Source organism: Desulfogranum mediterraneum DSM 13871, from assembly GCF_000429965.1.
Lineage (GTDB): Bacteria > Desulfobacterota > Desulfobulbia > Desulfobulbales > Desulfobulbaceae > Desulfogranum > Desulfogranum mediterraneum.
Map to the genome: position 1 here is coordinate 97,853 of NZ_AUCW01000021.1, position 11,591 is coordinate 109,443.

8 protein-coding genes and 1 pseudogene are annotated in these 11,591 nt (G+C 40.9%); all 9 read left to right on the plus strand.

All coding sequences use genetic code 11. The features are described from left to right. Positions 1–17: 17 nt before the first annotated feature. On the plus strand, positions 18–1,175 hold the full coding sequence (locus tag G494_RS23110; protein WP_035246281.1) for an N-acetyl sugar amidotransferase: 1,158 nt from the start codon (positions 18–20) through the stop codon (positions 1,173–1,175). Beyond that, positions 1,156–2,289, plus strand: a complete 1,134-nt coding sequence (gene pseG / locus G494_RS23115) for a UDP-2,4-diacetamido-2,4,6-trideoxy-beta-L-altropyranose hydrolase (RefSeq protein WP_051305626.1) — start codon at positions 1,156–1,158, stop codon at positions 2,287–2,289. The genes G494_RS23110 and pseG overlap by 20 nt, the downstream gene beginning before the upstream one ends. 222 nt (positions 2,290–2,511) lie before the next feature. Next, complete coding sequence (locus G494_RS26150) at positions 2,512–3,114, plus strand: formyltransferase family protein (RefSeq protein WP_028584667.1); 603 nt, start codon at positions 2,512–2,514, stop codon at positions 3,112–3,114. 929 nt (positions 3,115–4,043) lie between these two features. After that, positions 4,044–5,084, plus strand: coding sequence for a pseudaminic acid synthase (gene pseI / locus G494_RS0111550; RefSeq protein WP_051305628.1), 1,041 nt, complete (start codon positions 4,044–4,046; stop codon positions 5,082–5,084). 17 nt (positions 5,085–5,101) lie between these two features. Continuing rightward, complete coding sequence (locus tag G494_RS0111555) at positions 5,102–6,676, plus strand: hypothetical protein (RefSeq protein WP_028584669.1); 1,575 nt, start codon at positions 5,102–5,104, stop codon at positions 6,674–6,676. 35 nt (positions 6,677–6,711) lie between these two features. Then, the gene (locus G494_RS26155) at positions 6,712–7,464 is read left to right on the plus strand and encodes a class I SAM-dependent methyltransferase (protein ID WP_084456714.1); all 753 of its coding nucleotides are present in this window, start codon (positions 6,712–6,714) and stop codon (positions 7,462–7,464) included. A gap of 13 nt (positions 7,465–7,477) precedes the next feature. Next, a complete protein-coding gene (gene asnB / locus G494_RS0111560) occupies positions 7,478–9,397 on the plus strand; it encodes an asparagine synthase (glutamine-hydrolyzing) (RefSeq protein WP_084456716.1) in 1,920 nt (639 codons plus the stop codon). A gap of 329 nt (positions 9,398–9,726) precedes the next feature. Further along, positions 9,727–10,887 carry a glycosyltransferase gene (locus tag G494_RS25475; RefSeq protein ID WP_161629978.1) on the plus strand — a complete coding sequence of 387 codons (1,161 nt, stop codon included), beginning with the start codon at positions 9,727–9,729 and terminating at the stop codon, positions 10,885–10,887. A 257-nt stretch (positions 10,888–11,144) separates the two neighbouring features. Next, positions 11,145–11,501 (plus strand): annotated as a pseudogene (gene tnpA / locus G494_RS27655) (IS200/IS605 family transposase); the annotation flags it as partial. Between the last annotated feature and the right edge of the window lie 90 nt (positions 11,502–11,591).

The window sequence follows — 11,591 nt, forward strand, 5'->3', positions numbered from 1 at the left end:
TCTATCGGAGATACTCGATGCGTTATTGTAATAGATGTGTTTACCCAGAGATTTCAGTCAATCTCAATGTTGATGATGAAGGTATCTGCTCAAGCTGCAGGACATTTGAGAAATTTGAATTGTTAAATGATGAATTCTGGGCTCGAAGGAAAGAACGCTTTGAAGAGGTCATCGAAGATATCATGTCCGAAGGGGCTCCGGATAATTATGATTGTGTTATTCCGGTGAGCGGAGGAAAAGACAGTTACTACCAGGCTCATGTAATGGCTAGGGAATATGGCCTAAAGCCTTTGTTGGTAACCTACCATGGGAATAATTATCTGCCGGAGGGGGATTATAACAGAGATCGAATGCGGCATGAATTTGATGCGGATCACATGGTTTTTGGTCCAAGTGTTGACGTGTTGAAGAAGCTAAATCGTCTATGTTTTAAGAAAATGGGGGATATGAATTGGCATGCTCACTGTGGAATTATGACTGTGCCGATTATTGCAGCGGTTAAATTTAACATACCGCTGATTATATGGGGGGAAACGGCTTGGGATATTTCCGGGATGTATGAACCGGATGATTTTGTGGAGTTTAGTGCAAGGGCTCGTCATGAACATGCCCTCAGAGGATTTGAGTGGTATGACTTGCTGGATGATCCGGAGGAGCCGCTTTCTCCGAAGGACCTGCTTTGGGCAAAATACCCCAGTGATGAAGAAATACTGCGTGTAGGGGTCAGAGGTCTGTATGTCGGTAATTTTTTTAAATGGGATCCCAATGTTCACACTAAGCTGATGCAGGATAAATATGGCTGGAAACAGGCGGAAAAGCCTTTTGAAAGGACCTACAGGAAAATGTCCAACCTTGATGATAGGTATGAAAACGGGGTTCACGACTTGTTGAAGTTTATAAAGTTTGGCTATGGCAGGGCCTCGGACCATGCATCTAAAGATATTCGCACGGGTTACATGTCACGGGAAGAGGGTATAGATATGGTGCGAAAATATGATCATGTCGTCTCCAGTGATTTGTATTACTGGTTGGATTATGTAGGGATGAAAGAGAGTGATTTCTGGCAAATTGCCGACAGTTTTCGCGACAAACGCGTATGGAGACAGGAAAAAGGGCAATGGGTGAAGGATAATCTGTGGGGAGGTTCTTCATCCTATGGACCTGTCCGTTCGTGATCGGCATGTCGGTTGCCCGAAGAGTAAAGACCTGCTTTTTTCAATGATGTTTTTGTCCAATCCTCATTTGCTCATTCGTGCGGATGCCAATCCGCAAATCGGTACAGGTCATGCCATGCGGTGCCTGGCGCTCGCCCAGGCATGGATTGATAGAGGTGGTAGGGTAACTTATCTCATGTCCCCTGATGGAGGTCCTTTAGGGAATCGTATCATTGATGAGGGGGTAAAAATTAAAAATGTCGCATGTGAACCTGGAAGTCGTGAAGATGCTGCAGTGACATACCAGATCTGTAGTGAACTCAAGGCCAAAATGCTTGTCATTGACGGCTACCACTTCCTTCCGGAATACCAGAAGTACATTTATTCCCAGGCGACCAGGTCTTTTGATATCATGATTATAGACGATAACGCAGATCGGGATAGCTATTATGCCGACTACCTTTTAAATCAGAATTTTCATGCCTCTTTGGATCTGTATAAGGAGTCACAGATAAACTCATCCCTGAAATTTTTTTTGGGGCCTGGTTACTGTTTGCTCAGAAGAGGTTTTGCCACGTGTGATCTTCCTGAACGAAATTCTCCGCACTTGGCAACTCGTTTGCTCGTTTCTATGGGGGGAAGCGACCCTGATAACGTCACCTCGAATGTACTAAGGGCCTTGAAGGAGAGGACAGGGGGCAGCAGAATGGCTGTGAAGGTTATTGTCGGAAGTAACAACATATATACAGACGAAATATTCGAACTGGCTGCTGAGAATATTTGGTTGGAGATCATTGTAGGGGCTGATGATCAACAAATGATCGAAGCTATGACTTGGGCAGACTTCGCATTAAGTGCTGCTGGCAGCACGGTTTTGGAACTTTGCCAAATGAGACTACCTTGTTTATTGGTGGCTATTGCTGAGAATCAGGTCCAAATTGCAAACTATGCTGTCAAAACTGGTATAGCATGTGATGCTTTCTACTGGAAACCTGGCAATAAACCGGTGGAGTTGGTTGATAGATTAATACATAATATGGCTGATCAAGGAATTAGAAAGGATTGTATTAGTAGAATGGAAAAACTAAACACAGGCATGGGGTGTGGAAATTTAATAAATGACCTGATGAAGTAGTTGAAAATTTTGACACCCATCATGTCTTTCAGTTCTATTTGTTAGATAGTTATAAGAAAATTCTTTTTTATTTTTAAGGTTGCAAGGTAAGTAGTCTCCTTATAGGTGTTCTCGCGCCAGGATTTTAGGGATCATCTATTTGTTTCTGTCTTGAGGATTCATTTTGTTGATTTTAGTTGCATTAGTTTGAAAAATATTACCAAGTTTTACATGTGGTTATAAATGATATCGTCTGAAAAGGGAAATGTTCTGTTTTTAGGAGAAAGAGGAAATCCTCTACTCGTCTGGTTAAAGAACAACGGTGAAAGAGTTTTGCAATATTCAGACGTTGTTAATCCCAAATTCATATTGAAAAATAATGTTTTTTTTATAGTTAGTTATGGGTATCGCTATATTTTGAGAAGAGAAGTCTTGGAAATGATGCCTAGTCGAGCTGTAAATTTACATATTTCTTATCTTCCTTGGAATAGAGGAGCAGATCCAAATTTTTGGAGTTTCGTAGATGATACCCCGAAAGGAGTAACAATACATTATATTGATGAAGGTGTTGATACAGGAGATGTGATAGTTCAAAAAAAAGTCGATTTTGACTTTTCTATTGAAACATTAGCCAGTTCTTATCGGGTGTTGCAGCTGGAAATACAGAAATTATTTATTGAAAATTGGTCGGAGATTAAGTTGGGGAGATGTAAAAGAGAAAAGCAAAATGGAGTTGGAAGTATGCATAGGAAAAAAGATATTGAAGGGTATGATTATTTGTTGACTGATGGGTGGGATACTTCTTTGTCATGTTTGGTTGATACAATTGCTTGGAAAGATAAGTAAATTTAAGTCTACTGTTTTTTTTTAATTAGGTGTAAGGTTCAACGTTACTTATATGTAAACGATTAATTGATAAAAATCAAAATAGATTGTTTTTTTACGACCTGTAAGGATGTGAATTTCGTGAGATGATTTAAAAAAATAAACGATAAATTTCTACCTGTACAATACTATATTCTTTTCTGATAATGGAAGGGATGTGGTGATTGGTGCTACTGCTAGTGAAAAGATGCTTGATTCAGGATGATTATGGGGTGGTAATGCGCTGGTTATTGCGTTTGTTTTTTCTAGATGATGTTCATTTGCTGGTAATTGATACTCTTGACCCGTAAATTAAGTTTTGAAAGATTTTTGTATTATAGAATAATCATTGAGGTGTTGAACAGGTTTTGTAATTTAAAAATAGAACTATTTGGATGGTCACTTCAGGGTGTGGCGGATGCACCCGTATGCTGGTGTTGTGTCAATACCGGTGGGATTGGTGCTAAAATGGATTTGGAGTTTGTCTGGTATAGGTAGGTGAACAGGGAGGGTGCAGGTACATCTTCATTTGTTAGGAAATTGTAGGGTCGAGTGCGGGTTACTATAGGGCGCTCAAATGCGAGTGTGTTTTCCTGTGTGAATTTGGTGCTTCGGAAGGCTTTAGCAGGTGATTTGAATTTTATTGTGACCGGCGTTATTTTATTTTTATATGTAAATGCCACCGGAAGTACAGGGATTGCTTTGTGCGGGAAAAGAGTTGTATTGTAACTTAATCCTTGGTGGTGTTACTTTTTGGATCACTCTTTAGTGCCTCTAGAGGAAAAATAATTCAAAATTAATATTGAGTGTAAACTTCGGAAAAAATATATTATTTTGTATGATTTTATCCGTATTGATACCATTTATCGTTATGCTGAATATATGTGAAGGGATGGATTGTGAGTACGTTAATGAGTAATTTATATAAGCAGCGAATTCATAATAATAGTGTATACGTTGTAGCTGAGCTTTCTGCTAATCATGGACAAAGCCTTGATAACGCAATATTGTCTGTACAAGCAGCAAGGGAATGCGGAGCAGATGCAATTAAAGTGCAAACGTATACACCAGATACTTTAACTATTAATTGTGATAACGATTTTTTTCGAATAAAACATGGAACCATTTGGGATGGTTCTACTTTGTATGAGTTATATAAAGAAGCCTTCACCCCATGGGAATGGCATGGTGAAATCTGTAATGAGGCTTTGAGACAAGGGCTTGATTTTTTTTCAACTCCATTTGATGTGACCGCTGTTGATTTTTTGGAGGAAATGGGGGTTGAAATCTACAAAATTGCTTCTTTTGAAATTACTGATATTCCTTTGGTAGAGTATGTTGCTTCCAAAGGTAAACCAGTCTTGATTTCAACAGGAATTGCAACACTCGCTGACATTGAAGAGGCTGTTTGTGCCTGTAAAAGGGCTGGGAACTCAGATGTTACCTTGCTCAAATGCACCTCAAGCTATCCTGCTGACCCTGAGGATGCAAATCTGTTAACGATACCAAATCTTGCCGAAACTTTTAGTTGCAGGGTAGGTATTTCTGATCACACTATGGGGCATGCCGTTGCAGTCGCTGCGGTTGCGTTGGGGGCTAAGGTAGTTGAAAAACATTTCATTTTGGATCGATCGATTGGAGGACCTGACTCGCTATTCTCTATGACTCCGGGCGAGTTTACAAGCATGGTAGCGAATATAAGAGTTGTTGAAAAGGCTTTGGGACGTGTCAGTTATGATTTGACCCAGAGGGTTGAAAAGCAGCGTATGTTTGCAAGGTCTTTGTTTGTGGTGAAAGACATGCAATCCGGTGACGTTATTACAGCTGAAAATGTGCGTTCCATAAGGCCTGGTTACGGGTTGGCGCCAAGATTTTTGCCCTCAGTAATTGGAAAGAAGGTCAAGGAAGATGTTAGCAAGGGAACTCCGCTGAGCTTTGAAATTATAGATTAACAATACAGAATTCTGTGATGATAAAGTTACTTAGAAATAGTGTTAACTCATTGGTTGGTAACGTGCATACCTATTTAAAAGAAAAACCTGATAGGTATGCAAAAGATTTTATTTCGCATAATAAGAGAGTCTGGAAAGAGTTTAGAAAGGAGAAAGATCAAGGGGAGATTCTCGTTGAAGAAAACAATATGGGTGGATGTGTTGTCGGGCAAAGCTATCTTGCTTCTGTTTTAGGGAAAGAACACAAAGCTAAAATCGTCGCATACACTAAAGGCATAAGTAGGTATAATAGAGAGATTTATGAATCATTTGTAGATAGCATATTAACCTATTCATCTGAAATCGTTCAATCAGAAGCTGAAGTTCTTTGTAGAAAGGTATGTTTGAATTTAAAAAACAAGAAAGATCTTGAAGGGCTTGAGATTTCAGGGATTTGTATCGGCGATCTTGTTTATGATTTGTATATAAGAAAGTTTGAAGAGACCACGGTTGATATAAAAAGCGAAAAGTTAAGAGAGTTATTGAAGGAGGCTGTGTGTTACCTGCTTTTTTGGCAAAGATATTTTTCTGCCCATAAAGTTAAAGCTGTCTTGGTTAGTCATTGTGTTTATCCATGGAATGGTATTGTAGCCCGCGTAGCTGTTTTTCAACAGGTTTCAGTCTTTCTCGTTCAGCCAAATAGGATATATCATATAGATAATAGTCACAATGCAAGAGCATATAATCAATATATTGATTATCCGAAACGTTTTGCAGCTCTGGCTATTGAAGAAAAAAAGAAAGCTCTCTGTCTTGCAAAAAAGAATATAGAGAAAAGGTTTAGAGGGGAAAAAGATGTTGGAGGGCATCATTTAATAAGTACGCTATCAACAGTTAAAACCAAGGATAGAATTTTGCCTATAAGTGATAAGTTTAAGGTTTTGATTGCTTCGCACTGTTTTTCTGATGATAATCATGTCTACGGTAATAATATTTTCAGTGATTTCTATGAGTGGCTCGAATTTTTAGGGAGAGTTTCTGAAAGAACAGGGTATGACTGGTATATCAAACTGCATCCAGACAGGTATGATTGGGAAACGGAGCATATCTTCGAATTTACCAAAAAGTATAATGCTATAAATATCCTTGATTCAACTGTGTCGCACCTGCAACTAGTGGAAGAAGGAATAGGTTGCGTTTTGACTGTATATGGTACAATCGGATTTGAATATGCTGCACTTGGTGTTCCTGTGGTTACATCAGCGCCATGGAATCCAACCGTTGGTTATAGTTTTAATTTGCACCCAAAGGATGAGCAGGAGTACAGAGAAATTCTCTGCAATTTGCCTGGGATAAAGTTGGAGATAGACTATGAAGAAGTGTGTGAATACTATTATTGCCATTATATAGATGAACCTGATAACTGGCTTTACAATAGTTTTTCTCAGCTTGATGAGGAGTTAGGCGGAGGTGTTGGGCATTTGGGGTCGATGAGCTATAAAAAGTTTTTAGATCAGTATAATGATGATAAACATAAAAACATTCTAATGACCTTGGATAATTTTTTGAGGTCGAAAGAATATTGCCTTTATCCAGAACATGTCTGTAGTTAGTAGACATTCTTTATTTAAAAAAAGGTGAAGAGTATATGAGTTTTCAGCCACACAAGGTAGATTGGACTCCAGAGCTGGTAGAAAATATTTGGAACTACTACAGTGATAACCCTGCGTATAAAAATTCGTATTTTGCTCAACACAGCGGGCAGAATGTTCTGTCAGAAGTTTCAGAGATAATAGGGATGAGAGGCAATGTTCTGGATGTCGGGTGCGGTCCTGGCTATTTGTTTGATCACATAAGCAAAATGGAAGGATGGGATACTTATACCGGAATTGATTCCTCATCAAAATCACTGGAAGAATTAAGAGGAAAAGCTAGAGGCGAAACAAGAAGTGTCCAAGGGGTATCTGTTGATAAGGTCCAGGATATATCAAAAGACTTTTTTGATAGAGTTTTTTGTATAGAAGTTTTGGAACACTGTGACGATGATACACTTCAGGAAATTTTTTCATTGATACATCGAAGTGTAAAAAAAGATGGATTTGTCATTATGACAACACCTAACCGGGAAGACCTGCAAAGGGAGATGCAGATCTGTCCGGAATGTGGCTGCACGTATCATAAATGGCAACATGTTCGTTCTTGGTCGTGTGACGAAGTCGCGCAGTTTGTATCTTCATGCGGTTTTAATGTTCACTCAATATTTACTTGCCATTTCGGGAGGAAAGATTTAGGGCGGGGAATGGTGGATAGTTTTGCTGCCAAATTGCGTTATCGTAAACAGTGGAGACAGAGATTTCTGCACCTTCCACAAATAATGATTCTTGCGACCCCTGTAAAATAGAAGGAATCTTTAAATGTGTGGTATTGTAGGGTATTCTGGTTTTGAAACGGATTTTTATCTTGAAGGGATGAATTCGGCTCAAATCCATCGTGGGCCTGACGATCATGGGAAGTACTGGGATCCGTCTTCAAGAGTAGGGATGGCAATGCGGAGGTTAAGTATTGTCGATCTTGAGAGCGGGCATCAGCCAATGATGAATAGCAGTAAAAATATTGTCATTACCTTTAATGGGGAAATATTTAATGCGCCTGCTATAAGAAAGGAACTTCAATCAAAGGGTATTGAATTTGTCACTTCTAACTCTGACACAGAAGTGATTTTGAAATTGTATGAAACCGTTGGTGAGGATTGTGTTACTCATTTAAACGGAATGTTTGCTTTTGTTATTTATGATAGGCAGAGGCGAGTGCTCTTTGGGGCGCGTGATCCATTCGGTATCAAGCCGCTTCACGTCTTCAGGCATTCCGATGGGATTGCCTGGGCATCTGAAATTAAGTCATTCTTTGCTCTGCCATCTTTTATGGGTGATGTCGATTCGATAGCTGTTAGCCAGTATCTGGGCCTACAGTATGTTCCCGGGGCAAAGACAATTTACAAAGATGTAGAAAAAATAGAGATGGGGTGGCAGTTCACCTATCATCTAGAAAACGGTCATTTTAAGCACAGGAAATATTATAATCTGCCTCTGTCGAGCACTAGCCTGGATACTGAGCTTGACTCTTCTTGTATCCGAGACAGGTTTTATGAGGCAGTGGTCCGATGGAGTCTTTCAGATGTTCCGATTGCCTGTTCTTTGTCCGGTGGGGTCGATTCAGCAGCCATAGTTGCTTGTTTAGCTCGCAGTGGTATCAATGTTAAAACCTATACACTTGGTTTCAGGAGTCCTTTTGATTCCGCTATCGATGAGACATCTTATGCACGCGAAGTTGCCGATATGTATTCTACCGATCACCACGAAGTATTTCTTGATGTAGATGATTTGCTTTTGGAGATACCCAGTATGGTTCAACATCTTGATGAACCGTATGGTGGGGGGCTTCCTTCGTGGTATGTATTCAAATATATGGCACAAGATGTAAAGGTTGCATTGACGGGCACCGGAGGCGATGAACTTTTCTCTAATTATCACAAGTATAGGTGGCTTGAAAGCAGAGCATGTTTTTCCTCGGCACTGTTTTTAAGGACACATTACCCACAAGTGTCTAGAGGGTTGTCCAGGTTGTCAAGATGTTTGACTGAAGTGAAAAAGGCGATGGGCGCATCAGGGGAAGCGTTGCCGACGCGTGAAGTTCACAGGAGAGAGGATGCGGCCCTGTTTTGGTCCGATCCTTTTGGGCTTACATTTCCTACGGGCCATGGCACAGGCTTCTCCGAGAGAGTCTGCGCTGAACCGAACGATTATAGAAAACTATCTTTAGGCAGGCAGGCCTTACAAGATATTTTTGATAAATATAAAGGGGAGTCGGTTCGTAACCGGTGTGTTGCTGTTGATTTTAGCGGGCAGCTTCCCAATGAGTTCTTATTTATGACAGATCGTTTTTCCATGGCGCATTCCATTGAAGCTCGAACCCCGTTTCTGGATAAAGAAATGGTGGCCCTGATGTTGGGTACTGATCCATATAAAAGGCTAAATGTCGACCTTCCAAAACAGATGCTGAAAAAGGCTTTTCAGAACTGGCTGCCTGATGGATTCACTGAAAGGCGAAAACAGGGGTTTGTTTTACCAGTCGCGCGATGGCTCCGTGGGCCATTAAAGGAAGAGGCAATGGATCTTTTTTCTCCGCAGCATCTTGCGAAGAGTGGTTATGTTAGAAAGGATTTTCAAGATACGATCTATCGTAAATTTCTTGAAGGCGAAACAGGGCTTACGGAAACTGTATGGACAGTATATATGTTTCTCCAATGGCAAAAACATAGCAAGTACGGATCGTGAATACAACTGAATGTACCTCCTGTTTTGCTTCATGGGGTTTTGAAAGTTTTTGAATACTGTAGTGTGTTTTGTAAATATCTTAATTGGTTACTTGTCGATAATGGTCTTGTCGTTAACGTGTATTCGTAAATATAAGCTTTTTGCTTGTCCTCAGTATTAGATTATTTTTTTCTGGTTTTTTTGGTGTTAAATTGAAAATTCTGCATTTGAGTACATTCGATATTCGAGGTGGTGCTGCCAGGAGTGCTTATCGACTCCATAGAGGGATGTGCAAAATTGGTTTGGATTCGAGTATGCTCGTCCGGAGTAAATGGAGTAAGAATGCAAGAGTGACAGCATTCTCTAATAATGATAACTTTTCGAAAAGGCTTGCAAGGTGTTTTCGATTATATTGGCTGAAACGGCAGTTAGCAACTCAGACCAAGGTACCTCCAGGTGCTTCAGGACCATTTTCTGTAGACCGAACAGACTGTGGCATCCCTTCGCTTGCGTCTTATGATATTGTCAATTTGCACTGGGTTGCCGGGTTTGTTGATTTCAACACATTTTTTGTAAATAATCGTGATACTTCAGTGGTGTGGCGATTCTCTGACCTCAATCCTATAACCGGCGGGTGTCATTATGATGCCGGCTGTGGAAAGTATCTGGAGAGATGTTATCGTTGTCCACAACTCGGAAGCAAGGTGAATGAGGATATCTCCTCTGGTATTTGGTTGAGAAAACAAGAGGCTTTTAAGAAGCATTCGGTCGGTAATCTGCATTTTGTTGCACAAAGTAATTGGATGGCTGGGAAAATGAAAATGAGTCCGCTCGTAGGCCATTTTCCAGTTACCGTGATTGCTAACGGGGTCGATACAGACATTTTTAAACCTGTTGCAGGATTTGGTTTGCGCTCCTGTTTGGGGATTGCAGAGGAAGATACTGTGTTATTGTTTGTGGCAACATCTACACATACCGAACGTAAGGGCTTTTCCTATTTGGTTAAAGCCATTGCAAATCTGGATTCCAAGGTATGGATCTTGTCCGTAGGGAATAACGAGCCAACAGCATTGAATCATCAGCGGCATATTTGGCTCGGGCAGATAGATAATGAACTGTTATTAACCGCCGTATATAATACTGCCAACTTGTTTGTTTTGCCCTCCCTGCAAGATAATTTGCCTAATACTGCTATCGAATCAATTGCCTGTGGTACACCCGTCGTTGGCTTTGATTCTGGTGGGATTTCAGATATTGTTACTTCAGGCGGCACTGGTGAGCTTGTACCTAGGGGAGACATTAAAGAGCTTTCTCACGCTATCAAAGAGTTGGTGAAGGACGGAGCGAGGAGGGCTAAGTCAATGCGTTCTGCATGTCGTGCAAAAGCGTTGAGTGATTTCCATCTACCCTCTCAGGTGAGGAAGTTTCATGACCTATATAAGAATATAATAGATGGAAAAAAACAACATGGCCGTTTTGAAGAGTTGCATTGTAAATCAAAAAGAAGCTGATGGGGTTCCATTTCCGTCTTCGAATACTAATGATTGGCCGTGGAATGTGGAGGGTATCGCTGATTGGGTTGGCAGGTGGAGGGAAAAAAGAGATGGTTGGCCCCGGGTCAGTATAGTTATGCCCTTCTATAATCAGGGGGGATTTATTAAGGAGGCGATAAGGTCAGCAGTTCCCGTTATGGCCGCAACGCCTTAATTCCTTTCAGGTAACCCCCCGGCTTTGCCGGGGGCAACAACAGTTTGACGGTTCCAGAAAAATAAAGAAGCCTCCAAACTCGTGGACCGCTCAAAGTCACGAGAAGGAGGCTTCAAGGAACAACGTAAATAGCTTAAGTCATTCAAAGTGGGAATGCAGGTACCATGTTGTCTGGATCCCAAAATGTCGGGGAAAAGTTCTCTATGGCCAACTTCGGCAACATTTGAGAAAGGTATTCCATGATCTTGCTCGTCAAAAAGAGAGCAAGGTTTTGGAGGGGCATCTACAGCTCAATCATATTCCTATATTGATCGCCATTCCACCGAAATATTCAGTTGCTCAAGTGATTGGTTACATGAAGGACACAAGTGCAATCCACATTGCGCGAGCTTATCTCGGTCGCAAGAAAAACTGGGTCTATCCGAATCTCCCAACGCCCTGAGCCCGAATCGAGCACCCAAGGGAGCTGCGATATTGTTGTCGTGAGAATGGGCCAAAGTGACGCTCG

Bases quoted from the DNA above. Each gene is read 5' to 3' on its own strand.
- G494_RS26150 (WP_028584667.1), top strand. From the start codon at position 2,512: ATGATATCGTCTGAAAAGGGAAATGTTCTGTTTTTAGGAGAAAGAGGA.
- G494_RS26155 (WP_084456714.1), top strand. From the start codon at position 6,712: ATGAGTTTTCAGCCACACAAGGTAGATTGGACTCCAGAGCTGGTAGAA.
- G494_RS0111555 (WP_028584669.1), top strand. From the start codon at position 5,102: ATGATAAAGTTACTTAGAAATAGTGTTAACTCATTGGTTGGTAACGTG.
- pseI (WP_051305628.1), top strand. From the start codon at position 4,044: ATGAGTAATTTATATAAGCAGCGAATTCATAATAATAGTGTATACGTT.
- pseG (WP_051305626.1), top strand. From the start codon at position 1,156: ATGGACCTGTCCGTTCGTGATCGGCATGTCGGTTGCCCGAAGAGTAAA.
- asnB (WP_084456716.1), top strand. From the start codon at position 7,478: ATGTGTGGTATTGTAGGGTATTCTGGTTTTGAAACGGATTTTTATCTT.
- G494_RS23110 (WP_035246281.1), top strand. From the start codon at position 18: ATGCGTTATTGTAATAGATGTGTTTACCCAGAGATTTCAGTCAATCTC.